This window comes from Streptomyces sp. CB01373 (genome assembly GCF_002803075.1).
Taxonomy (GTDB): domain Bacteria; phylum Actinomycetota; class Actinomycetes; order Streptomycetales; family Streptomycetaceae; genus Streptomyces.
This window is the reverse complement of the sequence record NZ_NNBK01000002.1, coordinates 106,832-131,381: the sequence shown is the minus strand read 5'-3', so window position 1 is coordinate 131,381 and position 24,550 is coordinate 106,832. Positions and strand designations below refer to the sequence as shown.

19 protein-coding genes are annotated in these 24,550 nt (G+C 71.4%); 3 read left to right on the top strand and 16 right to left on the bottom strand.

Annotated elements, in window-relative coordinates:
• Positions 1-81 precede the first annotated feature (81 nt).
• The 5 genes from CG719_RS02870 to CG719_RS02850 all read right to left on the bottom strand — a co-directional run bounded on the left by CG719_RS02870 (position 82) and on the right by CG719_RS02850 (position 7,503).
• Positions 82-1,368 carry a glutamate-5-semialdehyde dehydrogenase gene (locus CG719_RS02870; protein WP_100567169.1) on the bottom strand — a complete coding sequence of 429 codons (1,287 nt, stop codon included), beginning with the start codon at positions 1,366-1,368 and terminating at the stop codon, positions 82-84.
• Positions 1,369-1,427: 59 nt separating this feature from the next.
• The gene (locus CG719_RS02865; RefSeq protein ID WP_100567168.1) at positions 1,428-1,856 is read right to left on the bottom strand and encodes a hypothetical protein; all 429 of its coding nucleotides are present in this window, start codon (positions 1,854-1,856) and stop codon (positions 1,428-1,430) included.
• 173 nt (positions 1,857-2,029) lie between these two features.
• Complete coding sequence (gene proB, locus CG719_RS02860; protein WP_100566868.1) at positions 2,030-3,208, bottom strand: glutamate 5-kinase; 1,179 nt, start codon at positions 3,206-3,208, stop codon at positions 2,030-2,032.
• Between the two features lie 166 nt (positions 3,209-3,374).
• Positions 3,375-5,432, bottom strand: coding sequence for a hypothetical protein (locus CG719_RS02855; RefSeq protein ID WP_234375387.1), 2,058 nt, complete (start codon positions 5,430-5,432; stop codon positions 3,375-3,377).
• 571 nt (positions 5,433-6,003) lie between these two features.
• Positions 6,004-7,503, bottom strand: a complete 1,500-nt coding sequence (locus CG719_RS02850) for a bifunctional cytidylyltransferase/SDR family oxidoreductase (protein ID WP_100566867.1) — start codon at positions 7,501-7,503, stop codon at positions 6,004-6,006.
• A gap of 299 nt (positions 7,504-7,802) precedes the next feature.
• Between CG719_RS02850 and CG719_RS02845 the strand changes: the two genes are divergently transcribed.
• Positions 7,803-9,827 carry a glycosyltransferase family 2 protein gene (locus tag CG719_RS02845; protein WP_100566866.1) on the top strand — a complete coding sequence of 675 codons (2,025 nt, stop codon included), beginning with the start codon at positions 7,803-7,805 and terminating at the stop codon, positions 9,825-9,827.
• A gap of 91 nt (positions 9,828-9,918) precedes the next feature.
• Here the strand turns inward: CG719_RS02845 and obgE are convergent, their stop codons facing one another.
• From obgE to CG719_RS02790, 11 genes are all read right to left on the bottom strand, one after another.
• A complete protein-coding gene (gene obgE, locus CG719_RS02840; RefSeq protein WP_100566865.1) occupies positions 9,919-11,355 on the bottom strand; it encodes a GTPase ObgE in 1,437 nt (478 codons plus the stop codon).
• 111 nt (positions 11,356-11,466) lie between these two features.
• Positions 11,467-11,721 carry a 50S ribosomal protein L27 gene (gene rpmA / locus CG719_RS02835; RefSeq protein ID WP_030051735.1) on the bottom strand — a complete coding sequence of 85 codons (255 nt, stop codon included), beginning with the start codon at positions 11,719-11,721 and terminating at the stop codon, positions 11,467-11,469.
• A 14-nt stretch (positions 11,722-11,735) separates the two neighbouring features.
• Positions 11,736-12,056 carry a 50S ribosomal protein L21 gene (rplU, locus tag CG719_RS02830; RefSeq protein ID WP_030749991.1) on the bottom strand — a complete coding sequence of 107 codons (321 nt, stop codon included), beginning with the start codon at positions 12,054-12,056 and terminating at the stop codon, positions 11,736-11,738.
• A gap of 188 nt (positions 12,057-12,244) precedes the next feature.
• Positions 12,245-12,838 carry a dTDP-4-dehydrorhamnose 3,5-epimerase gene (rfbC, locus tag CG719_RS02825; RefSeq protein ID WP_100566864.1) on the bottom strand — a complete coding sequence of 198 codons (594 nt, stop codon included), beginning with the start codon at positions 12,836-12,838 and terminating at the stop codon, positions 12,245-12,247.
• Positions 12,838-13,857 carry a dTDP-4-dehydrorhamnose reductase gene (gene rfbD, locus CG719_RS02820; protein ID WP_100566863.1) on the bottom strand — a complete coding sequence of 340 codons (1,020 nt, stop codon included), beginning with the start codon at positions 13,855-13,857 and terminating at the stop codon, positions 12,838-12,840. Before rfbD ends, rfbC begins: the two co-directional genes overlap by 1 nt.
• Positions 13,858-13,954: 97 nt before the next feature.
• Entirely contained in the window at positions 13,955-14,944 is a 990-nt protein-coding gene (gene rfbB / locus CG719_RS02815; protein WP_100566862.1) for a dTDP-glucose 4,6-dehydratase, read from the bottom strand.
• Complete coding sequence (locus tag CG719_RS02810) at positions 14,941-16,008, bottom strand: glucose-1-phosphate thymidylyltransferase (protein ID WP_100566861.1); 1,068 nt, start codon at positions 16,006-16,008, stop codon at positions 14,941-14,943. Before CG719_RS02810 ends, rfbB begins: the two co-directional genes overlap by 4 nt.
• 205 nt (positions 16,009-16,213) lie before the next feature.
• Complete coding sequence (locus tag CG719_RS02805; protein WP_100566860.1) at positions 16,214-20,524, bottom strand: Rne/Rng family ribonuclease; 4,311 nt, start codon at positions 20,522-20,524, stop codon at positions 16,214-16,216.
• 277 nt (positions 20,525-20,801) lie between these two features.
• Positions 20,802-21,587, bottom strand: a complete 786-nt coding sequence (locus CG719_RS02800; RefSeq protein ID WP_100566859.1) for a TIGR03936 family radical SAM-associated protein — start codon at positions 21,585-21,587, stop codon at positions 20,802-20,804.
• Positions 21,588-21,968: 381 nt separating this feature from the next.
• Positions 21,969-22,655: an SDR family oxidoreductase gene (locus tag CG719_RS02795; RefSeq protein WP_100566858.1), complete on the bottom strand. Its 687-nt coding sequence runs from the start codon at positions 22,653-22,655 to the stop codon at positions 21,969-21,971.
• 230 nt (positions 22,656-22,885) lie between these two features.
• The gene (locus CG719_RS02790; protein WP_100566857.1) at positions 22,886-23,350 is read right to left on the bottom strand and encodes an ArsI/CadI family heavy metal resistance metalloenzyme; all 465 of its coding nucleotides are present in this window, start codon (positions 23,348-23,350) and stop codon (positions 22,886-22,888) included.
• Positions 23,351-23,429: 79 nt separating this feature from the next.
• On the opposite strand from CG719_RS02790, the gene CG719_RS02785 reads away from it, so the two are divergent.
• On the top strand, positions 23,430-23,810 hold the full coding sequence (locus CG719_RS02785; protein ID WP_100566856.1) for an ArsR/SmtB family transcription factor: 381 nt from the start codon (positions 23,430-23,432) through the stop codon (positions 23,808-23,810).
• A complete protein-coding gene (locus tag CG719_RS02780) occupies positions 23,807-24,550 on the top strand; it encodes an aquaporin (RefSeq protein WP_100566855.1) in 744 nt (247 codons plus the stop codon). The genes CG719_RS02785 and CG719_RS02780 overlap by 4 nt, the downstream gene beginning before the upstream one ends.

Below are 24,550 nucleotides of genomic sequence, written 5' to 3'. Positions count from 1 at the left end.
GTAGACCTGAGGGGTCAATTTGGGCAGACGGTATGGAAATTCATCCGTCTGCTGAGACGCCCCGCCACGGGCCGGCCCGCGTCAGCGCCGGGTGTGCCCGTCCCCCGTGAGGATGTACTTGGTGCTGGTCAGCTCGGGCAGGCCCATCGGGCCGCGGGCGTGCAGCTTCTGCGTGGAGATGCCGATCTCGGCGCCGAAGCCGAACTGGCCGCCGTCGGTGAAGCGGGTGGAGGCGTTGACGGCGACGGTCGTGGAGTCGACCAGTTGGGTGAACCGGCGGGCGGCCTGCTGCGAGGTGGTGACGATCGCCTCGGTGTGCCCGGAACTCCACAGCCGGATGTGCGCGACGGCCCGGTCGAGGGAGTCGACCACGGCGGCTGCGATGTCGTACGACAGGTACTCGGTCTCCCAGTCCTCCGCGGTGGCCTCGACGACCGTGGCCCGGGAGTCCTTGGCGTGGGCCATGACCCGCTCGTCGGCGTGGACGGTGACCCCGGCCTCGGCGAGCGCGTCCAGGGCACGGGGCAGGAACTCGGCGGCGATGTCCTGGTGGACCAGCAGCGTCTCGGCGGCGTTGCAGACGCTGGGCCGCTGTGCCTTGGAGTTGATCAGGATGTCGACGGCGGTGTCGACGTCGGCCTGCGCGTCGACGTAGACGTGGCAGTTGCCGGTGCCGGTCTCGATCACCGGGACGGTGGACTCGTTCACCACGGCCCAGATCAGCGAGGCGCCGCCGCGCGGGATCAGCACGTCGACCAGGCCGCGCGCGCGCATCAGCTCGCGCACGCTCTCGCGGCTCTCGCCGGGCACCAGCTGCACGGCGTCGGCGGGCAGCCCCGACCCGCCCACGGCGTCGCGGACGACCCGGACCAGGGCGGTGTTCGACTCGTAGGCGGAGGCCGAGCCGCGCAGCAGCACCGCGTTGCCCGACTTCAGACAGAGGGCGGCGGCGTCCACGGTGACGTTCGGGCGGGCCTCGTAGATGATCCCGACCACGCCGAGCGGGACGCGGACCTGGCGCAGGTCGAGCCCGTTCGGCAGCGTGTTGCCGCGGACGACCTCGCCGACCGGGTCGGGCAGCCCCGCCACGTCCCGCACGTCGGCGGCGATGGCGCGCACCCGCTCGGGGGTGAGCGTGAGCCGGTCGACGATGGCGTCGCTGGTACCGGCCTCGCGGGCCTTGGCGACGTCCTTGGCGTTCGCCTCGAGGATCTCGCCGGTACGGACCTCCAGGGCGTCCGCGATGGCCAGCAGGGCGTCGTCCTTCGCCACCCGCGGCAGCGGCGCGAGGTCGGCGGCGGCGGCCTTGGCGCGGTACGCGGCCTGGGTGACCGGGGACATCGAGTCGTACGGCGAGAGCATGGTCATGAAGGAAGGGTAGTGCGGCGTGCGGGGCGGCCACCGGTCGTCCCACACCGCGAGACGGGTCAAAAGGGATGGACCCCGACCGGTGTCGCCGGCGGCGCCCCGTACCCCTCGGCGAGGCGCTGGTGGTAGGTCTCGCGGTCGACGACCTCGAGTCCGACGATCTCCCAGGGCGGCAGCTGGGCGCTCTGCCGGTGCTCGCCCCACAGCCGCAGGGCGACGGCGGCCGCGTCGTGGAGGTCGCGGGCCTCCTCCCAGTAGCGGATCTCGGCGTGGTCGCCCGCGTACCGGCTGGTCAGCAGGAAGGGGTGGTCGTGGGCGAGCTGCTCGAGGCCGCGCCGTACCTCCTTCAGCGGGGCCTGGGCGCCGGAGACGCTGAGCGTGACGTGCCACAGCCGGGGCAGGTCCTGCGGCGCGGCACAGCCGTCTCCGGTCACCACGCTCGTCAGGCCACCGCGGGACGCCGCCGCCCCGGGGCGCACTCGTCTCACGACGTCCTCCTTCACGCAGCGCTCGCTCGCATCGCTGGCATCGCTCCACCGCTGGTCCCGCTCATGCGGAATGCGTCCCTGCCTCAAAGTGGAGCAGGCCGCACGGCTCCGCGGGGCGGTTTTACGGAACGTCCCCCACCTTCGGCACCCGGGCGGCCGGACGTTTCGGACCATTACGGCTGCAGGAGCACCAGATCGTCCCTGTGTACGACCTCGCGTTCGTACGCCGGTCCCAGCTCGCGGGCGAGTTCGCGGGTGGAGTGGCCGATCAGCCGGGGGATCTCCTTGGCGTCGAAGTTGACGAGCCCGCGGGCCACCGCGCGCCCGGTGCCGTCGCGCAGTTCGACCGGGTCGCCGGCGGTGAACTCGCCCTCCACGGCTGCGATACCGGCGGGCAGCAGCGACTTGCGGCCCTCGACGACAGCCCGGACCGCGCCGTCGTCGAGGGTGAGCGAGCCCTGCGGGGCGGAGGCGTGCTGCAGCCACAGCAGCCGGTCGGCGGAGCGCTTTCCGGTGGGGTGGAAGTAGGTGCCGGTGTCGCCGCCGGACAGGGCGTCGGCGGCGTGGACGGCGCTGGTCAGCACCACGGGGATGCCGGCGGCGGCCGCGATCCGGGCCGCCTCCACCTTGGTCACCATGCCGCCGGTGCCGACGCCGGCCTTGCCGGCGCTGCCGATCTCGATGCCCGCCAGGTCGTCCGGGCCCCGCACCTCCGCCAGCCGGGACGTGCCCGGCCTGCTCGGGTCGCCGTCGTAGAGGCCGTCCACGTCGGACAGCAGCACCAGCAGGTCGGCGCGGACCAGGTGGGCGACGAGCGCGGCGAGCCGGTCGTTGTCGCCGAAGCGGATCTCGTCGGTGGCGACGGTGTCGTTCTCGTTCACCACCGGGAGGGCCCCCATCGCGAGGAGCTTGTCGAGGGTGCGGGAGGCGTTGCGGTGGTGGGCACGGCGGCTGGTGTCGTCGCCGGTCAGCAGGACCTGGCCGACGCGGATGCCGTAGCGGGCGAAGGAGGCGGTGTAGCGGGCCACGAGGAGGCCCTGGCCGACGCTGGCCGCCGCCTGCTGGCGGGCGAGGTCGCGGGGGCGGCGGCGCAGACCCAGCGGGGCGAGGCCGGCGGCGATGGCGCCGGAGGACACGAGGACGATCTCCTTGCCTCCCCCACCCGCCCGTCCCCCGCCGCCCTCGGCCGGGGCCCCTCGGGCGGCGCCGTCCTTGAGGCTCTTGCCGAGCACGTCCACGAGCGCGTCCACGCGGTCGGCGTCCAGGCCGCCCGACGCGGTGGTCAGCGACGAGGAACCCACCTTGACGACGATCCTGCGGGCCTCGCGCACGGCCTGCCTTGCCCCTGTCACCTTGCCGTCTGTCCTCTCGCATAGGTCGGGCTGCCCCGCCTGGCAATCTACGCGAATGGGATCGCGGGCCGCTCGCCGGTCCACTGACCGGACAGAAGCGCTCACGCACGGCAGCGGCACCGCGCCGTGGACGCGATGCCGCTGCCGGGGAGGTGCGAGGGGTTCGTCAGGCTTTGCTCAGCCGCTGTGCCGAGCCGGCTGAACCGCCGGGCAGCTCTTCCGAGTCCGTCCGCTGCGTCGGGATCCCGGCACCCTTGCTGCTCTCGGCGAGATCCTCCTCCCGCTCCGCCCTGGCCCGCTCGGCCAGGACGTTGACGGCGGTGTTGAACCGCTCCATGGAGGTGGGGTGGTCGGGGCCGAGGACGTACTCCTTGAGGGTGCGGCGCTGCGACGCCATCGGGTCGTGGCGCGGTTCGCGGACCGACCGCAGGATCTCCGGCAGCCGGGCACACTCGCTGTCCAACAGGTAGGCGCCGCCGGCCGTGGTGTAGGCGGCCCGGAACTCCTCGTCGGGCAGGTCGAGGGCGTTGGTCAGCACGTACGGCTTGAGGCTGGCCACGAAGTCGGCGACCACCGAGGAGACGTCGCTGATGAGCATGTCCGCCTGGTTGAAGCACTCGTACAGCGTCGGCAGCGACTCGATGATCACGTTGTGCCGCTCCGGTCCCTGGTTCTCCCAGAAGATCCGGTGCCACTCGGCGTGCAGCTCGCGCCACTCGTCGCCCGCGCCGTCGCTCTCGGGCACCCGCGCCTCGCGGACCTGCTGGGCGTCGTCGCCTTCCGCCCGGCCGGCCAGCTCGTCGAGCCGGTCCCTGATCTCCTTCAGGCGCTGCGCGGTGCCCGTGCTCTGTACCCGGGCACCCTGGCGCCGCTCGTTGTCGGCGCGCAGCATCTCCTGGATCGCCTGGTCGGCGGCGGCCGCCTCGGCCGAGCGCCTGCCGGTCAGCGGGTGCGGCTTGTAGATGACCCGGACGTTCTCCGCGAGGAGCTTCTCGATCAGTGCCACGCCCATCGGGATCAGCGAGGTGTGGCAGTCGTCGTCGCTCCAGCCCTCCCAGGTGGGGGCGTACAGGACGACGGGCAGCGAGCCCGGGGTGTGGTCGGCGTGCAGCCGGATCGGCGCCAGCTGCGGGCGGCCCACCTCGACGATGGAGCTGTCGCTGATGGCGTGGCGCACACGCTGGTAGCGGTCGCGGCCCGCCCGGCCGGCCACCCAGATCTCGTCGTAGACCTTGCTGACGCGGTTGCTGCTGGCGAGCTTGTCGCTGTCACCGTGGCCGATGAAGACGTGCTTGGCCTCGGCGATGCGCAGCATGTGCACGTTCTTGCCGGCGTTGCCCGGGTACAGCACGACCTGCACGGTGGACAGGTCCAGCTCGGCCAGGTCGTCGGCCTTGGGCACGCAGAGCACCGGGACGCGGGTGCGGCTCAGGAAGCGGAACGAGGCCCGCTCACGCAGGACGATCAGCGGGCGCAGGTCGAGCTGCTCCAGCGTCTCGATCCACATGTTGACCTGGTACATGAAGTCCTGGGACACCGCGGCGAAGCTGAAGTAGAGCGCCACCTCGGGCCGGTACCCGGCGAGCCGGCGGTTGACCTCCTCGATGACCTCCTCCCGCTCCGGCATCCGGCGGGACTTGCGCAGCTGTACCGCCAGCGCGAGCACGGCCACCGCGGACAGCGCGGCGGTCAGCGCGTACCCGACGGCCGCCGGGTACCAGGTACCGGCCGCCAGCCCGGCGATCAGTCCGAGGTGCGCCAGCAGGTCGAGGTGAAGCAGCTTGCGGAGGTAACGCCGGTAGAGGAAGGCGGGCGGCTGCCCCGGTATGTGCGCCCCGCTCATGTCGAGATTGCGGACGATCACAGGCAGCGCCCGGCGCGCGCGGATGGCGTGGTGCAGCCAGGTGAAGGACATGATCGACAGCAGGTGCGCGCAGAAGGCGGCCAGACCGGCGATCAGCACCGGCTCCGGAGCCTTCATCCAGATGGCGAGCATGAGCAGCATCGTCGACCTGATGGCGAAGCGCATGGTGCGGTTGAGGTGCACCCCCGACAGTCGCCGGATGAATCCGGGGGTCCGCGAGTGCAGCAGCTCGTCCACGATGTACGTGACGGCCCACGCCGCGGCGAATCCCCACAGTGACGGCAGCAGAGCGAACACGGGCAGTGCCGCGAAGCCGGCGCCGAACAGGATGACGAGGAGCAGGTCGGCCTTCCCAGGCACTTGGAGTGCGCCACACAACCGACGGAACATCATGGGCAGGGTTTCCTATTCAGGGAGCGCGTACGAACCGGCGAACACCGAGGTCGGGCGGCGGAGTTCGCCGGTTCGGCGGAGGAGGGGGCGAGGAGCCGCGCGCCGACCGGTTGCCGAGAACGCCGGTCGCGCGGATGTGGAGCGTCGTCTCCGTGGACGTGGTCACCGAGGCCGGGGCGGGCGTACCCGCTCGGGACGAGCGCGGACACCGTGACGCCACGACAGCCCGGCACCCCGCGGGCCGCGCGGCCGGTCCGGCCGTACTGCCCGCCCCGGGCGAGGCGTGTAGTGGTGAATGTCACGGAGGAAACCTGCTCTGAAAAGGTGCCGGTTCTCGTCACTGCGGGTCTTGAAGCGCCGGAATGCCGGAAGAACGGTGCGGACTGCCGAACCCGCCGGAAAAGACCATGCGACGCACTGCGTAATTTTGGAGACGATATGGTCACAATGTGGAGACTCACGGACTCAGGCCCCTGTGAATGCTCGGTGAACGGGCAGCCACAGAGGCCTGAAGGGCGTAAGTATGTTTAGTACTTGATTATGCCACGCCGTCCTGGCGGTCAAGCACCCCGGCCAGCGCCTGCTCGAATCCGGAGGCCCTGGCCGCGCCCGCCGTCGGGTCCTGCTGGCGGACGTCGATGACGTGTCCGGTCAGCTCCGACAGCAGAACGTCGAGCGAGGTGCGGGCCACTGCCTCGGAGGACAGCAGCGTGCCGGCCGGCTCCTGGCCGAAGGCCTTGGTACGCATCGGCGTGGCCGTGCGCTCGGGGTTGATGCAGTTCACACGGATGCGGTCGCCGGCCCACTCGTCGGACAGCGCCTGAGTGAGATTCACCATGGCGGCCTTGGTCGAGGAGTACAGGCTGTACTCGGCGCGGCCGCGGGTGTAGCTGCTGGAGGTGTACAGCAGCAGCTGGCCCTGCGTCTCCGCCAGGTACTTGTAGGAGGAGCGCGCGATCTGCACCGGGGCCAGGTAGTTGACCTTCAGCGCCTCCTCGATGGTGGCGTTGTCGGTCTCGGCGAGCCTGCCGATGCGCAGCACGCCCGCGGTGTTGACGACGTAGTCGATGCGCCCGGTCTCGGCGTACGCCTTGGACAGCGCGTCGTCGACCTCCTCCGGGTTCTCGACATGGGTGCCGGTGGTGGAGCGGCCGAGCGCGTAGACGTTCGCGCCGTAGGAGCCGGCGAGTTCCGCGATGTCCTTGCCGATGCCGTAGGAGCCGCCGAAGATGACCACGGTCTTGCCGGTGAGCAGGTCCCGGTAGGCCTCCTCACCGTTCTGCTCCGGGGCTGCGGTGGAGGCGAGCTGGAAGAGCTTGTCGGCGATGAAGACGTCGACCGGCTGCGTCACCTTCATGTTGTACTCGTCGCCCGCCACGACGTGGATCGGCACGTCCGGCAGGTACTTGAGCACGACCGAGCAGTCGTCGGTGGCCTGGAAGTTGGGGTCGCCGGAGGCGACCTCGTAGGCGCGGCGGATGGTGGAGAGCCTGAATGCCTGCGGAGTCTGGCCGCGGCGCAGCCGGGAGCGGTCCGGGATCTCGGTGATGAACTCGCCGTCCTGGCCGTGGGTGCGGGTCACGATGATGGTGTCCGCGGACGGGATGGCCACGTCGACCGCCTCGTAGCGCTCCAGCGCGGCCACGCAGTCGTCGATGACGCGCCGCGAGAGCAGGGGGCGTACGGCGTCGTGGAACAGGACGTTGAGGTCCTCGCCCTCGGCCAGGCCCTCGCGCAGGGCGGCGATGGCACGCTCGGTGGTCTCGTTCCGCGTGGCGCCGCCCTCGATGACGCGGGAGACCTTGCTGAAGCCGGCCTTGGCGACGATCTTCTCGACGTCCGGCACATAGCCCGGTGCCATCAGCACGATGATGTCGTCGATGGAGTCGGCCTGGTCGAAAGTGGTCAGGGTGTGTTCGATGACTGCCTTGCCGGCGATCTTCAGTAGTTGCTTGGGGATCGACAGACCCACCCGCTGACCGGTACCACCGGCCAGGATCACTGCGGTGGTACGGGGCTTGGCTATGTGCTCGGACACAGGTGACCTACCTCAGGGCGACAGGGAACGTTCGAAATGGTCCCACTTGCGGTTACCGCGATGCAAGGTGAGTGCCTACTGGTGCAAATCTGAGCGCAACCTGTCATTCACCTTGCACCATCGGTGATTTGAAATGGGATGTACCAGACAAACTGCCGGAGGTGGCTACTGTGAGTAACTCCACAGCGATCGCCGGTGTCGCACCTGGCGCCCACCGGCACACATCTGACGGGCCGTTGACTCCGTACCCGTACGACCCTCAGGATGACGGGAACGACCGTGCGTCGTAAGTTGGCCCGATGCTCAAGGTCAGCGTGATCGTTCCGCTCTACAACACCGGCCGCTACATCGAAGAATGCGCGCCCTCACTGCTCGAACAGAGCCTTCCGGCGGACGAGTACGAGGTGATCTACGTCGACGACGGCTCGACGGACGACACTCTCGCACGGGTGCAGAAGCTCGCCGACGAGCACCCGAACGTGCGGGTCTTCAGCCAGCCCAACTCCGGCTGGCCCGGACGGCCGCGCAACGTCGGCATGCAGCACGCCCGCGGCGAGTACATCCAGTTCGTCGACCACGACGACACGCTCGGCCCCGAGGCGCTGGAGCGGCTGTACGAACACGCCAGCCGGAACCGGGCGGACGTGGTGCTGGGCAAGATGTCGACCAACATGGCCCGGCCCCGCCGTCTGTTCCGGCACACCGTGGACACGTGCACCATCGAGCACGACGAACTGATGAAGAGCATGTCGCCGCACAAGATGCTGCGCCGCGCCTTCGTCGAGGAGCACGGGCTGCGCTTCCCGGAAGGCCCGTGGATCCTGGAGGACCTGCTCTTCATCAGTGCCGCCTACCTGGCCGCCGAGCGGATCTCGATCCTGGCCGACTACCCCTGCTACTACTGGATGAAGCGGGACGACGGCGGCAACAACACCCGCCACCGCTTCGGCGGAAACCAGGACTTCTTCGGCAATCTGCGCACTGTCATCCGGCAGATCAAGGAGGGCACCGAGCCCGGCGACCTCCAGGACCGGCTGCTGCACCGGAACTACCACGTCGAGATCCTCTCCCGCGCCCGCGAGCCCGAGATCCTCAACGTCGACGCGCAGGAGCAGCGGCCCCGCTTCGAGGAAGCCCGGCGCGTGGCGCTCGAGGAGTTCCCTCCCGGCGTGCGCGACGCTCTTCCCGCCGTGTCGCGGCTTCGGGCCGAACTCCTTGAGCGCGGCGACTTCGACGCCGCGCACGCCCTGGCGCAGCGCACCAAGGAGGTCCAGGTCCGCACCCAGGTGTCCGGCCTGTGCTGGGAGCAGGGCCTGCTCGTCGCCGACGTCCGGCTGGATCTGCTGCGCGGCGACGGCGAGCCGCTGGAACTGGTCGAGCGGGACGGCGACCGGCTGCTCGACCCGTGGCTGCTGGAGGGCGTGCCCGGAGTAGAAGAGTGGCAGGTCCCGGATCCCTTCCGGCACGCCTACGCGGAACTCGTCGTCAAGGACCGCGACCGCGAGGACTGGTGGTACCCCGAGGGCGACCTGGAGGTGCGCGTCGAGCCGCTGGCCGAGGGGCGCTCCCAGGTCGTGGCCGTCGGCAAGCTGCGGCTGGACCCGCAGGCCCTGGCCGGCGGTCGTCCCCTGGAGCGCGGCGCGCACGACGTCTGGGCCTACGTCCAGCTCCTGGGCGTCGACCGGCTGGTGCGGCTGAGCGGCGACGGGACCCCGGGCGAGACCACCGCCGCCGGACCTGCGCTGGTACGGGCCACCGAGGACTCCGCCCGCCTCGCCGTTCCGTACTGGACCAAGAGGGGCCAGCTCGCCCTGGACCTGGACGAGCGGCTGCGGCGGCTCACCGACGACCTGGCACAGGCAGGCAACCCGTGGCGCAGCTCCGGCCAAGGCGTCCCCGGGGATCCGATGGACCTGCCGCTGCCCTTCACGGCGACCGGCACCACGCCGGACGGTGCGCCCGGCTCACCCGCCGTCCTGCCGGTGCGGGTCCGGATCGGTGACGGCGCCAAGCCGCCGGTGCTGGCCGCCGAGCTGGTGACCGGCGCGGCGCAGCCCGTGCTGCGGCTGACCGCGGTGCGGACGAAGGCGAAGGTGGAACCGGGCCGGCACGCCGTCCGGCTGCTGACGCCGCAGGGCGCCAAGAAGCCGGGCGAGCCGATCGCATATGCCGTGGTCCTGGACGGCAGGATCGTCCGGCTGGAGGGGCCCGCCTACGTCGCACCGGCCGGCCGGCGCCTGCTCGACGCCGTCAACGACAACTCCGGCGTCCGCAAGGCCCGGCGTGTCCTGGGCAAGGCCGTCCGCCGGGCCGGGAGGAAGTAGCACAGGCATGCCGCCTGTCCCGGCACGGCCGTCGGCGGCCGTACCCGGACAGGCGACGGGGCGTCGCGCTGTGTCCCTGCCGGGCCTGAGACTAGAACGGCTCGAAGTCGTCGTACTCGTCCTGGGCGTCGTCGCGTTCCGCCTGGCGGTCGCGGCGGCGCTGGGCGGCCGGACGCGGCGCCTCGAACCGGTGGTCCTCGCCGCGGCGGCCGAGCATCTCCGCGCCCGCCGTGACCGACGGCTCCCAGTCGAAGACGACGGCGTTCTCCTCGGGTCCGATGGCGACACCGTCACCGGACCGGGCGCCGGCCTTCATCAACTGCTCCTCGACACCGAGGCGGTTGAGGCGGTCGGCGAGGTAACCGACGGCCTCGTCGTTGTTGAAGTCGGTCTGCCGCACCCAGCGTTCGGGCTTCTCGCCCCGCACGCGGAAGAGGCCGTCGTCCTCGCGGACGACGGTGAAGCCCGCGTCGTCGACCGCCTTCGGCCGGATGACGATACGGGTCGCCTCCTCCTTCGGGCGGGCGGCGCGCGCCGTGGCGACCAGGTCGGCCAGCGCGTACGACAGCTCCTTGAGCCCGATGTGCGCGACCGCCGACACCTCGAAGACGCGGTAACCGCGTGCCTGGAGGTCGGGGCGGACCATCTCGGCGAGGTCCTTGCCGTCGGGGACGTCGGTTTTGTTCAGGACGACGATGCGGGGACGGTTGCCGAGGCCGCCGTACTGCCGCAGCTCCTCCTCGATGACGTCGAGGTCGGAGACCGGGTCGCGGTCGGACTCCAGGGTGGCCGTGTCCAGTACGTGCACCAGCACGCTGCACCGCTCCACATGGCGCAGGAACTCCAGGCCGAGCCCCTTGCCCTGGCTGGCGCCGGGGATGAGACCCGGCACGTCGGCGATGGTGTAGACGGTCGAACCGGCCGTCACCACGCCCAGGTTGGGCACGAGGGTGGTGAACGGATAGTCCGCGATCTTCGGCTTGGCCGCGGAGAGGACGGAGATGAGGGAGGACTTGCCGGCGCTCGGATACCCGACCAGCGCCACATCGGCGACGGTCTTCAGCTCCAGGACGATGTCCTGCAGGTCACCCGGCACGCCCAGCAGCGCGAAGCCGGGCGCCTTGCGCCGGGCGGAGGCCAGCGCCGCGTTGCCGAGGCCGCCCCGGCCGCCCTGCGCGGCGATGTACGAGGTCCCGTTTCCGACGAGGTCGGCGAGGACGTTGCCGGCCTTGTCGAGCACGACGGTGCCGTCGGGCACGGCGAGGACGAGGTCCTGCCCGTCCTTGCCGCTGCGGTTGCCGCCCTCGCCGGGCTTGCCGTTGGTGGCCTTGCGGTGCGGCGAGTGGTGGTACTCGAGCAGCGTGGTGACGGACTGGTCGACGGTGAGGATCACGTCCCCGCCGCGACCGCCGTTGCCGCCGTCCGGGCCGCCAAGCGGCTTGAACTTCTCACGATGCACGGAGGCACAGCCGTGGCCTCCGTTACCCGCGGCGACATGGAGTTCGACGCGGTCCACGAAGGTGGTCATGGTGGTGCCTCCAGCACTGTGAAACTTACGGATGTGGTGACTGCGTAACACGCGAAAGGCGGACCCGCCTTCCCGCCGGGGAAGTGAGGTCCGCCTCGCGAAAGCTTCCGATCAGGCGACCGGAACGATGTTCACGACCTTGCGGCCACGGCTGGTGCCGAACTCCACCGCACCGGCCTGCAGCGCGAACAGCGTGTCGTCGCCGCCACGGCCGACACCGGCGCCCGGGTGGAAGTGGGTGCCGCGCTGGCGGACCAGGATCTCACCCGCGTTGACGACCTGACCGCCGAAGCGCTTCACGCCGAGCCGCTGGGCATTGGAGTCGCGACCGTTCCGGGTGGACGATGCGCCCTTCTTGTGTGCCATGTCTCCTCAGTCCCTTACTTCGCAGCCGCGGGGATCGACGTGACCTTGATCGCCGTGTACTGCTGGCGGTGGCCCTGCCGACGACGGTAGCCGGTCTTGTTCTTGTAGCGCAGAATGTCGATCTTCTGGCCCTTGTGGTGGTCCACGACCTCAGCCTGGACCTTGATGCCGGCCAGCACCCACGGGTCGCTGGTCACGGCGTCACCGTCGACGACGAGCAGGGTCGAAAGCTCGACCGTGTCGCCAACCTTGGCGGTGGAAATCTTGTCAACCTCAACGATGTCGCCGACAGCAACCTTGTGCTGGCGACCACCGCTGCGCACGATGGCGTACACGCGGATCTCACTCTCTCGCTCGGGACGGCACCCCCGCAGGCCAGCCAACCGGCACAGCGGACGACCTCTCCCGGTCACGGCCTGTGTCCGGGAGGATGAGGTTTACGGGGATGTGGCAGGCACAGAGGCCACGCCGACGGTCAAGGTTACGGTGCCTCCACCGGCCGGTCAAACCGGGCCGGGACGGCTCAGCCGCCGAGGCTCTCCCGGTAGGCCACGCACTCCTCGTAGGAGGGCAGCAGGCCCTGCTCCCGGGCCTGGGCCAGGGTGGGCGCCTGGTCGTCCTTGTCGGAGAGCAGCGGGGTGATGTCCGCGGGCCAGTCGATGCCGAGGGCCGGGTCCAGCGGGTGGATGCCGTGCTCGCGCTCGGGGGCGTAGCCCTCGGAGCAGAGGTAGATGACGGTGGCGTCCTCGGTGAGTGCCATGAACCCGTGGCCGAGGCCCTCGGAGAGGTGGACCGCGTGGTGGTCGCGGTCGTCGAGGCGCACCGCCTCCCACTGGCCGAAGGTGGGCGAGCCGGTCCGGATGTCCACGATCACGTCGAGGACCGCGCCGCGCACGCACTTGACGTACTTGGCCTGGCCGGGCGGCACGTCCGCGAAGTGGATTCCGCGCAGGGTGCCCCGGCTGGAGACCGACATGTTGGCCTGGGCCAGGGTGAGCGGGTGGCCTGCCGCCTCGGTGAAGAGGGGCGCCTTGAACCACTCGTGGAAGTTGCCCCGGCTGTCGGGGAAGACCTTCGGCTCGTGCACCCAGGCGCCGGAAATCGAAAGGGGTCGCATCACACAGTCCTCGGTTCTTGCCTCGGCTCTACTTCTGTCGGTCCCTCGGGGCTCGCCCGGTGCGCCCGGCCGCCCGGTGCGCCGGCGGACGCGGCGGGTCCGGCGGAGTGTGCCGGCCGATCGCGGTGGATGTCCGGGAAGGCCCGGGTGAGCGCCGCGCGCCAGTCGCGCAGCGGCTCGACCCCGGCCGGGCGGAGGCGGTCGTGGCTGAGGACGCTGTAGGCCGGGCGCGGGGCGGGGCGGGTGAACGCCTCGCTAGTCGTGGGGCGGACCCGGTCCGGGTCGGCCCCGAGCAGGCGGAAGATCTCGCGGGTGAAGCCGTACCAGGTGGTCTCGCCGGAGCTGGTGCCGTGGTAGACCCCGGCCGGGGCGGTGCCGGCCAGGGCTCCGCGCCCCAGGGCGAACAGCAGACCGGCCAGGTCGGCGCTCCAGGTGGGCTGGCCGCGCTGGTCGTCCACCACGTCCAGCGTCTCGCGCTCGCCCGCCAGGCGGATCATGGTGCGGACGAAGTTGGACCCGCCGGCGCCGTACAGCCAGGCGGTGCGGATCACATAGCCGCGGTCCGGGAGGGTCTTCAGAACGGCCTGCTCACCGGCGAGCTTGGTACGCCCGTAGGCGCTGCGCGGAGCGGTGGGGGCGTCCTCGGCGTACGGGGTGGTGGCGTCGCCGGCGAAGACGTAGTCGGTGGAGACGTGGAGCAGGACGGCGCCGGTACGGGCACAGGCGGCGGCGAGGTGGGCCGGGCCGTCACCGTTGACGCGGAGCGCCTCGGCCTCGTGGGTCTCCGCGTCGTCCACGGCCGTCCAGGCCGCGCAGTTGACGACCACGGCGGGGCGGTGACGCTCCAGCTCCCGCCGCACGGCCGCGGGATCGGTGAGGTCCAGGGCCGCGCGGTCCAGCGCGACGGACCGCTCGCCCTCGGCGGCCAGTCTGGCCAGCACGTCCTGACCGAGCATGCCGCCCGCTCCGGTGACCAGCCAGCCGGCCGGGACGCTTGCCTCTTCGTGTTTCGGGTTCATGCCTCTTCTCGTCCTCGTGCGGGGGTGGGGCGGCCCATCGCCGGTGCCCCGGGCGCACCCGGAATGCCTGAACGGTCCCGGCGAGACGGGCGGCGCGTCAGTTCAGGGCCGCGCGTTCCTTCAGCGGCTCCCACCAGGCGCGGTTGTCGCGGTACCACCGCACCGTCTCGGCGAGGCCCGTGCGGAAGTCCTTGCGGGGCTCGTAGCCGAGCTCCTCACGAATCTTCGTGCAGTCGACGGAGTAGCGGCGGTCGTGGCCCTTGCGGTCCTCGACGTACTCCACGCTGGTCTCCCAGTCGGCTCCGCACGCCTCGAGCAGCAGCGCCGTGAGCTCCTTGTTGGAGAGCTCCGTGCCGCCGCCGATGTTGTAGACCTCCCCCGCGCGCCCCTTGGTGCGGACCAGGTCGATGCCCTGGACGTGGTCGTCGATGTGCAGCCAGTCGCGGACGTTGCCGCCGTCGCCGTACAGCGGGACCTTCCTGCCGTCGAGAAGGTTGGTGACGAAGAGCGGAATGACCTTCTCGGGGAAGTGGTGGTGCCCGTAGTTGTTGGAGCACCGGGTGACCCGGACGTCCAGGCCGTGGGTGCGGTGGTAGGACAGCGCGATCAGGTCGCTGGAGGCCTTTGCCGAGGAGTAGGGCGAGTTGGGCGCCAGCGGGTGGGTCTCGGGCCAGGAGCCCTCGTCGATCGAGCCGTAGACCTCGTCGGTGGAGATGTGCACGAAGGTCTTGATGCCGGCCCGGTACGCCGCGTCGACGAGCGTGTGCGTGCCGACGACGTTCGTGCGGACGAACTCCGCGCCGCCGTCGATGGAGCGGTCGACATGCGACTCGGCGGCGAAGTGCACGACCTCGTCGTGCTCGGCCATCAGCTTGCCCACGAGTCCGGGGTCGCAGATGTCGCCCTGCACGAAGGCGAACCCCGGGTGCGCGCGCACCTCGTCGAGGTTGGCCGGGTTGCCCGCGTACGTCAGCTTGTCCAGGACGGTGATCGCGACATCACCGGGGCCCTGCGGACCGAGCAGCGTACGGACGTAGTGCGAGCCGATGAAGCCGGCGCCGCCTGTCACCAGGATCCTGGTCGTCATGAGGAGATCTGCACCTTGCTGTGATCACCGAGCACGAGCCGGTGGGCCGAGGGGTTCCGGGGTGCGGGCGTCACTTCGACGTCGCGCCCGATGAGCGAGGCCTCCACCCGGCGCACGCCGGTCACGGACGAACCGCGCAGCAGAATGGAGTACTCGATTTCGCTGTCGACGATCCGGCAGTCCTCGGAGACCGAGGTGAAGGGGCCGATGTACGCGTCGTCGACCACCGAACCGGCACCTATGATCGCGGGTCCGACGATCCGGCTGCCGCTGACCCGGGCGCCCGCCTCTATGCGCACCCGGCCGATGATCTCGCTCTTCTCGTCCACCGTGCCCGCGTTCAGCGGCTCCACGGCCTCCAGCACGGACCGGTTGACCTCCAGCATGTCGGTGACGTTGCCGGTGTCCTTCCAGTAACCGGAGATCGTGGTGGAACGGACGTCGCACTTGTTGTCGATCAACCACTGGATGGCATGGGTGATCTCCAACTCCCCGCGCCAGGAAGGCTCGATGGAGCGGACGGCCTCATGCACGGCCGGGGTGAACAGATAGACGCCGACCAGTGCCAGGTCACTCTTCGGCTCCTCCGGTTTCTCCTCCAGGCCCACCACCTGCCCGTCGCCGCCGAGTTCGGCGACACCGAAGGAGGTGGGGTCGGGAACCCTGGTCAGCAGGATCTGCGCGTCGGGCCGCTCGGCCCGGAACTCCTCGACGAGGCCGGTGATGCCACCGACGATGAAGTTGTCACCGAGGTACATGACGAAGTCCTCGTCGCCGAGGAAGTCCTGCGCGATGAGCACCGCGTGGGCGAGCCCCAGCGGCGTCTCCTGCGGGATGTAGGTCACCTCGATCCCGAAACGGGAGCCGTCGCCCACCGCCTCGCGGATCTCGTCCGCGGTGTCGCCGACGACGATCCCGACCTCGTCGATGCCGGCTTCGGCGATCGCTTCCAGACCGTAGAAGAGCACAGGCTTGTTGGCGACCGGCACCAACTGCTTGGCCGAGGTGTGGGTGATCGGCCGGAGACGGGTGCCCGCTCCCCCGGAAAGCACGAGAGCCTTCACGTCTTGCGCCCCAATACTGTGCACGAATTGGGAACAGAATCCCAGTGTTTGCCATTCTTGAAGTCAATCTCGGCTCATACCTTAGCCTTTTCGGTCCGCCTTTCCCTTCATGTCCTTCCTCACCCGGCGAAGTGGCGGCGTCGCACACGAACGCGGGGCGGCGACGGACCATCGGTCCGTCGCCGCCCCGCGCGGTGCGATCCGGTCAGTCCTCCGTCGAGGCCGAGACGGACGGCGACGACGACTGCTCGGCCGCCGCGGTCTTCTTCGACGCGGACTTCTTCGCGGCCGTGGCCGACTTGACGGTCTTCGCCGCCTTCTTGGCCGTGGCCTTCTTCGCGGCGGTCTTCTTGGCCGTCGTCTTCTTGGCCACCGCCTTCTTCGTGGCGGCCTTCGTCGCCGTGGCCTTCTTGGCGACCTTGCGGGCCGTCTTCTTGGCCGGGACGGTCTCCTCTGCGGCGGTCTCGGCCGACTCGGAGTCGGCGGCGGCCTGTTCGGCGGGCTCGGCCGGCGCACCGGACTCGGTGGCGGCCTCCTCCGCCGTGCCCGACGGGACGACCACGACGGCCGTGTCCTCGGGCGCGGTCGGCGCGGTGGCCTTGCGCACGGCACGGCGGCGCGGACGGGCCGGGGCGGCGGACTCGGCCGGAGCCTCCGGCTGCTCCGCCGGAACCTCGGCAGCGTCGGTGTCCCGCGACTCGGCGGACACCGCCGGCGCGGCCTCCGCCACCGTCACCACGGACGCCTCGGCACCCGCCGGGGACCCGGCCGGCGCCGACACCTTGCGGGTCGCGCGACGACGCGTACGGCCCTTGGGGGCGGCCTCCTCGGCCACGGCCGGGACCGTCGGATCCTCCACGGCCACGGGCTCGGCCTGAGCCTGCTCGGCCGGCTCCGGGACCACCGGCCGCGCGGCCTCCTCGGCCGCCCTGACGTCCTGCGCCGTGGGAACCGGAGCGCCACCGTCGACGTGGGCCTTCGGCGCGCCCGCGGGCGCGGACACCCGCCGGCTCGCGCGGCGCCGCGTACGGCCACGGCTCGCCGCGGCCTCCGCCTCGGCGACGCTGCTGTACAGCTCCTCGTCCGGGGCCATCTCCAGCGCGGGCAGCGCGATGGGCCCGGCGGCCTCCGCCTCTGCCTCCGCCTCCTCCTCGGCGGTCGGGGCGACCGCCTCGACGGCCACGGCCTCGTGCTCGTGCTCGTGCGGCTGCTCGGCACCGGCGCGGGCACGCTTGCGGCGCTTGCTCCCGCCGCCGCCACCGGCGACGCTCGCCTGCTCCAGGTGGACGATGACACCGCGGCCGTTGCAGTGCACGCAGGTCTCGGAGAAGGACTCGAGGAGGCCCTGACCCACCCGCTTGCGGGTCATCTGCACCAGGCCCAGCGAGGTCACCTCGGCCACCTGGTGCTTCGTACGGTCGCGGCCCAGGCACTCCAGCAGGCGGCGCAGCACCAGGTCGCGGTTGGACTCCAGGACCATGTCGATGAAGTCGATCACGATGATGCCGCCGAGGTCGCGCAGCCGCAGCTGGCGCACGATCTCCTCGGCCGCCTCCAGGTTGTTCCTGGTGACCGTCTCCTCCAGGTTGCCGCCCTGGCCGGTGAACTTGCCGGTGTTGACGTCGATGACGACCATCGCCTCGGTCCGGTCGATCACCAGCGAACCGCCGCTGGGCAGCCAGACCTTGCGGTCCAGCGCCTTGGCGAGCTGCTCGTCGATCCGGTACGTGGCGAAGACGTCGACCTCGCTGGTCCAGCGCTGCAGACGCGGCGCGAGGTCCGGGGCGACGTGCGAGACGTAGCCGTGGATCGTCGCCCACGCCTCGTCACCGCTGACGATGACCTTGGAGAAGTCCTCGTTGAAGATGTCGCGCACGACCCGGACGGTCATGTCCGGCTCGCCGTACAGCAGGGACGGTGCGCTTGAGCTGCCGCCCTTGGCCTTCTTCTTGATGTCCTCCCACTGCGCCTGGAGCCGCTCGACGTCGCGGCGCAGCTCGTCCTCGCTCGCGCCCTCGGCGGCGGTGCGCACGATGACGCCCGCGTCCTCGGGGACGATCTTCTTGAGGATCGTCTTCAGCCGGGCCCGCTCGGTGTCGGGCAGCTTGCGGCTGATGCCGGTCATCGAGCCCTCGGGCACGTACACGAGGTAGCGGCCCGGGAGGGAGACCTGGCTGGTCAGGCGGGCGCCCTTGTGCCCGATGGGGTCCTTGGTGACCTGCACGAGGACGGACTGCCCGGACTTCAGCGCGGACTCGATACGGCGGGGGCCGTTGGCCATCCCGAGCGCCTCGAAGTTGACCTCGCCCGCGTACAGGACGGCGTTGCGGCCCTTGCCGATGTCGATGAAGGCCGCCTCCATCGAGGGCAGCACGTTCTGCACCTTGCCCAGGTAGACGTTGCCGACGTACGACGTCGACTGCTCCTTGTTGACGTAGTGCTCGACGAGCACGCCGTCCTCCAGGACGCCGATCTGCGTACGGTCGCCGTGCTGCCGGACGGCCATCACGCGCTCGACGGCCTCACGGCGGGCCAGGAACTCGGCCTCGGTGATGATCGGCACCCGGCGGCGGCCCTGCTCGCGGCCCTCGCGGCGGCGCTGCTTCTTGGCCTCCAGACGGGTCGAGCCCTTGATGGACTGCACCTCGTCGGACGGCTCGGCCGCCTTGCGGGGCTCGCGCACCTTGACCACGGTGCGCTCGGGGTCGTCGGCGGACGGCTCGCCCTCCCCGGCGCCGTCACCGGCCCGGCGACGGCGACGGCGGCGACGGCGGCTGCTGCTGGAGCCACCGCCTCCCTGCCGGCCCTCGTCCTCCTCGTCCGAGTCCTCGGCGCCGGCCGCGTCCTCGTCGTCCTCGTCGAGCTGCTCGGCGGTGTCCTCGGCGTCCTGCGCGGCCTGCTCGGCGGCGAGCTCGTCGCTCTCCTCCGCGTCCTCGCCGGCCTCGCCCCGGCGACGACGGCGGCCACCGCGGCGACGGCGACGGCGGGAACCGAACTCCTCGCCGTCCTCGCCCTCGGCGGCTTCCTCGGCCGACTCGGCGGACTCCACGTCGTCCTCGGCGGACTCGGCGGATTCGTCGGCGGTCACGGCCGTCCGGGTCTCGGACTCCTCACCACCGGAGCCCCTGCGGCGACGGCGACGGCGCGAGCCGCCCTGGTCGGAGTGCTCGGCCTGCTCGACCGGCTCGGCCTGCTCCTCCGGGAGCTCCTCGCTGTCCGCGGCCTCGGCCGCCGCCGCGGCGGCGGCACGCTCCGGGGTCTGGAACATCGGCTGGGTGAAGACGGGCGCCTGGAACACGGCGACGGCGGGCCGCGCGGGCCTGCGCGTCGACTCGCCGTCACCGGCGGTGGACTCGGCGGCGGGCTCGGAGAACCCGGTCGCGGCACGCCGGACGACCCGACGGCGGCTGCGCCGCGTCCCGGACTCCTCGGCGGCGGGAGCCGCGTCGGAGGGGGCCTCGCTCTCGCGGGGTGCCTCGGCGGGCTGGGCCGCGGGGGCTTCCGCGGCGGGGGCCTCGGCGGCGGTCTGAGCGGCAGGCTCGGAAACGCGACGCGTGGCACGTCGACGGGTACGCCGCGGAGCCGCGTCCTCCGCGACCTCGGCGGCGGGCACGTCGGTGGTGACGGCCTCGGCGGCGGGGGTGACTTCGGCGGGAACCTCGGCGGGCTGGGCCGCGGGGGCCTCGCTGACGGCGGCGGGCTCGGAGACACGGCGCGTGGCACGCCGACGGGTACGCCGCGGAGCCGCGTCCTCCGCGACCTGCGACGCCGTCTCCTCGGCGGAGCCGGCACTGACGGACTCGGCCTCGGTCTCGGGAGCGGAACTCACCGCGGGGGTCTCGGCGGCCTCGTCCGGCGCGGGGGCACCGGCGGGCGCGGACGCGCGCCGGGTGGCGCGGCGGCGCGTACGAGCGGCGGGGGCGGGCGCCTCCGCGGCCGAATCGGCGACAGCCTCGGAACCCTCGGCGACCGTGGCGGCGGCCGTCTCGACCGCTTCCGTGGACGCGGCGGGCGTGGACACGCTGCGCGTGGCACGCCGGCGGGTACGCCGCGGAGCGGCGGCCTCGCCGACCTCCACGGACCCGGCGGACGTCTCGGCGGCACCGGACTCGGTGGTCGGCGTCTCGGCGACGGCCGCCGCCGGAACGACGGTCTCGGCCTCGCCCTCCGTGGCCTTGGGCGTCCCGGCGGGCGCGGAGGCACGACGGCGCGTACGGCGCGCGGGCGCCGCCTCTTCGGCCGCTTCCTCCGTCTCCTCGCCAGTGACCAGGGCCGTCGCGGCCTCGGCGGCCTCCTCGGCCCCGGGAGTCTCCTGCTCCTCCACCAGCTCCGCGAGTTCCGCGGACGCGGCGGCCGGTACGGCCGGAGCGGTGATCTCGGCCGCGGCCTCGGAGGACGCGGCGGCGGGCGGACCCGCCGGGCGGGACGCGGCACGGCGCCGACGACGCGGCGGCAGGGTGTCGCTGGGGGTGTTCAGTTCTTCGGAACCCTCGATGGGTTCGGTCGGTTCGAGCATGCGGGCGTATCTCCCGTCAGGCTCCCGGGCGCCGCGCCCGGTCCGGCGCCGATCACGTCGATCGGCACCGTTGACGTCCGCGGCCGCGCGGTGCGCGTCGGCCGCCGTCCGGGGCGCATGCGCCGCACGGGAGCTCTCTGTGTCCTGTCTCGCCGGTTCCGTACGCCTTGTTGTGCACGGCCTGGCGAAAGTCTTCTGGTCGGTGCGCTGCCCGACCCAGGTGGCTCCCGAGTACGAGGGCGGCGCTTTCGACGTCCGTCCCGGTGCGGAACCGTCCCTACGCGGGCGCCTTCGCGGCGGCAGGAACGGCGGCCCCCACTGAATCGGCCGGGGCGGCCAGGTCTGCCTCGCGGTCGGGCGCGAGCGGGTCGGTCACCGTGCCGGTCTCTTCATCGAGCAGCCCCTGCGCCAGCCTGGTCACCGCAGCGGGGACCGGCGGCGCCAGGTCGGCCACGGCGCGGAGACCGGACAGGACGTCGTCGGGTCGTACGGCAGGCGTCACGTGCCGAACAACCAGCCGCAGTATCGCACAAGGCTGGCCGGTCGGCCCATCAGCCGCCGAACCGTGCGTTTCCATACTCTCCAGGTCCACCACGGCGGACCGGGTGTCGAAGGTGCGCATGCCGTTCTTGGCCAGGCGCTGCACTTCCACGGTCTCGGCCCCGTTGAAGGCCGCGACCGCGTTCTCGGCCTCGGCCGGGTCCACGCCGTCCAGCCGCAGCTCCCACACGGAAGCGGTCAGCCGGTCGGCGAGCCCCGACGTACGGGCCTCGACCGCCTCGACGACGTCCAGCCCGGCGGGCAACGACTCGTCGAGAAGCTCACGCAGACGCTCCGGGTCGCAGTGCGCGGTGAGCGCGATCTCCAGGTACTCCGCCTCACTGCCCGTGCCGGTGGGTGCGGCATTGGCATAGGAGACCTTCGGGTGCGGCGTGAACCCCGCCGAGTACGCCATCGGCACCTCGGCACGGCGCAGCGCACGCTCGAAGGCGCGCTGGAAGTCACGGTGGCTGGTGAACCGGAGGCGGCCTCGCTTGGTGTAGCGCAGTCGGATGCGCTGCACCGCGGGTGCGGGCGGTGGGCCTTCGGGCTGTCGCTTGCCCAGTGGAACTTCTCCTCGTGTACGGCGGGCGGTCCGTGGCGCCGACCCTCGTCGTGGAGAGCGTCCGGTCCGGCACCCCTACGGTGCCGTCCCGTCCGGATCACCCCCGCCTCGGCGGGGAGACTTCGCGCCCGGTCCTTCCCTCTAGAGTACGCGTTTCGGCCACGCCGGGTTCCCAGCGGGCCACCGGCCGCGAATCCCCGCGGAGTGCACGGCGCAGGGGCCGCGCGAGCCCGCCGGCGGTGTCGCACTCTGCGGCGAACGCCTGCCGGGTGCCGCGCCTGCGCTGGACGCGTGGCCCGCGCCGCGGATCACCTGCGTCGTTCCCGGTCGACGTCGATCTCACTGATCGAGTGGTTGCGCCAGGGCGTGCTTGATCTGCCTGGTCCGCTCGTCGGCGAGGACCTCGACCCGGTCGTTCGCCAGGGCGTCCATGGTCTGCTCCGCCACGTCCGCCGCGCTGATCTTCGGTGCGTCGGTGAAGGAGCTGAGATCCGTCTCCACGAAGCCGGCGTGGACGCCGATCACCAGCGTTCCCTGCTCGCGCAGGCCTTCCCGCAACGCCCCCGTCAACGACCACTCGGCCGCCTTGGAAGCCGCGTATCCGGGATACTCCGGCCGGGAGATCCAGGAGGCAGCCGACAGCATGTTCACCAGTGCGCCGCCGCCATTGCGCGCCAGGACCGGGGCAAAGGCACGGGAAACGGCCCAGGTGCCGAAGTAGTTGATCTCCATCGCCTCGCGCGCACCGTCGAGGGAGCCCGTCAGCAGCTTGGTCCCGAACCCTCCGACGCCCGCGTTGTTGACGACGATGCTGACGTCACCGGCGACCTCGGCCGCCGCGGCGACGTCCTCCGGCTTGGTGACGTCCAGACGCAACGCGGAGAGCTGCTCGTCATCGACGCTCGCCGGATCGCGGACACCGGCGTAGACCTTGGCGGCTCCCCGCTCGATCAGCGCGCGGGCGAATGCGTGCCCGATGCCACGATTGGCCCCCGTCACCAGGGCAATCGACCCTTCGATCTCCATCGCGCCTCCTTCCCGTGGCCGCCCGCCGAGCACGGCAGACACCTCGAACCGGACCGCTTCGTGGCACGCCCACGTCCCCCATCAGCCTGCACCGGATGCCGCAACGACGCATTCGAGAGGGCGCGCAGCCGGACGAGACCCTCGACTCCGTCCGCGACCTGGACGAAGACGCCGAAGGGAGAGGGGATCTTCCCCTTGCTGAGGCCGTAGGCGCGAAGCCGCATCCCTGCCTAAACGCAATTGCAACCTGTGGACGCGGAGGCCGGTTCGGTGGTCCGGGTGGTGCAGCAGCCGTCGCCGGTCGCGTTGACGCTCTTGCCGAGGGTGTCGGCGTCGGCCTTGACGACGTAGACCTCCCAGGGCTCCTTGCCGGGGCCGTGCACCCAGACCTTGTCCTGGAGGGCGTAGCAGCAGGAAGTGTCGTTCTCCTCGAAGGTGGCCAGGCCGGCGTCCTTGAGTCGGGTGGTGGCGGCGTCGACCTGGTCGGTGGACTCGACCTCGACGCCGAGGTGGTCGAGGCGGGTCTCCTTGCCCGGCTCGCCCTCGATCAGGACGAGCTTGAGCGGGGGCTCGGTGATGGCGAAGCTGGCGTAACCCTCGCGTCGCTTGGCCGGTTCGGTGCCGAACAGCTTCGAGTAGAAGGCGATCGACGCCTCCAGGTCGCTGACACGCAGGGCGAGCTGAGCACGGGACATGGCAGGGCTCCCATCGGCTTGCATTGATGTCTGTCGATGCAAGCTTGCGACTTGGATCGAAGGCTGTCAACATAGACGCATGTCGAAGCAGGAGCTTGTGGTGCTCGGAGAGAGCGACGAGAACGGCGCGTGCTGCCCCGGGCTGGTGACCGCTCCCCTGAGCGAGGACCATGCGGCGGAGCTGGCGAAGCTGTTCAAGGCGCTGGGCGACCCGGTACGCCTGCGCCTGCTGTCGATGATCGCCTCACGGGCGGGCGGTGAGGTCTGCGTCTGTGACCTGACGCCGGCTTTCGACCTGTCCCAGCCGACGATCTCGCATCACCTCAAGCTGCTGCGGCAGGCCGGTCTGATCGACTGCGAGCGGCGCGGCACGTGGGTCTACTACTGGGCGCTGCCCGCCACCCTCGAGCGGCTCGCCGCCTTCCTGAAGACATCGCAGACGGCCGAGTCAACCGCGTGAGCGCCCCGCTGGGCCGCCGGGCCGCCGCCGAAGCTGTGGGGTCGGCCGCCCTGGTCGCGGTGGTCGTCGGCTCCGGCATCCAGGCCACCGAGCTGACCAGGGATGTCGGCGTGCAACTGCTGGCCAACTCGCTGGCCACGGTCTTCGGCCTGGGCGTGCTCATCGCGCTTCTGGGGCCGGTCTCCGGTGCACACTTCAACCCCGTCGTCACCCTTGCCGCCTGGCTCACCGGCCGCCGCAGCGAGGATGCACCGACCGCGCGGGACGTCGCCGCCTACATCCCGGCCCAGATCATGGGAGCCATCGCCGGTGCCGTCGTGGCCGACGCCATGTTCGGCAAACCGCTCGTCCAGTGGTCCACCCATGACCGCTCCGCCGGTCACCTGTGGCTGGGCGAGGTGGTCGCGACCGCCGGACTCGTCCTGCTGATCTTCGGCTTGGCCCGCTCCGACCGCGCCCAGTTCGGCCCGGTGGCCGTGGCGTCGTACATCGGAGCGGCGTACTGGTTCACGTCCTCCACCTCTTTCGCGAACCCGGCGGTCACCATCGGCCGGGCCTTCACCGACACCTTCGCCGGCATCGCCCCCGGCTCGCTCGGCCCGTTCATCGTGGCCCAACTGGTGGGTGCCGCGCTGGGGCTGGGGCTGGTGCTTGCGGTCTTCGGACGCCCAGCACCCGCGCAGACCGCAGCCATTCCTCTCCAAGGCGAACCCGAACTCGCCGCTCCCAAGCTCCCCTGA